We start from the raw sequence: 560 nt of genomic DNA, 5'->3' as shown, positions 1-560 counted from the left end.
GAGGGATATGGAATAGACCTTAGGAGAACATTCTGCTATACAATTACGGGCAGAGCTAGAACTGGTAAGAAAAATGTTATGCGGTTATTGATGAATGCAGCACTGATGAGAAATGCAGATATAGTTGTTATAGAACATGGTTCCAATGAGTTCAAGCCTGATTCGGAATTGTTGGGAGCAACGTATATAGATAGCGAAGCAACACAGGCAGATTACTTTACAATGCTGGTTCCAGAATTTGTGGAGAGAAATAAGTTTAAAAATCAGGTAAAGGAACAAGGCTATGATGAGAATGAAATATATAGCCAGATGACCCGGTTTAAGGAAACATACATTTTTATTGCAGATATGGAAGCGTTTTTAAATACATTGTATTCGCCGAGTGAAGGCATTACAAGAATTGTCCCATTTATAGAGAATGTTGTAGAGAAAGGCGCTCTGCACAACATATTCAGTATAGGGTTGATTGATACAGCAAGTCAGTCAGAATGTCGTGGACGAAAAGTATATGATGTTATGACTGGATATCATATGGGAATACAACTGGGTGGCAATTGTGC

The 560-nt window shown here is 38.2% G+C and carries 1 protein-coding gene; it reads left to right on the top strand.

Annotation, left to right across the window (positions count from 1 at the left end):
• Positions 1 to 560, top strand: a 560-nt coding sequence (locus DWX57_RS14200) for a hypothetical protein (RefSeq protein WP_165852810.1), incomplete at both ends; no start/stop codon positions are given.

Origin of the sequence: Coprococcus sp. AF19-8AC (genome assembly GCF_003603115.1) — a bacterium.
Classification (GTDB): domain Bacteria; phylum Bacillota; class Clostridia; order Lachnospirales; family Lachnospiraceae; genus Coprococcus; species Coprococcus aceti.
Note: the sequence above shows the minus strand (reverse complement) of the source record. Positions and strands in the feature narration are given on the sequence as shown.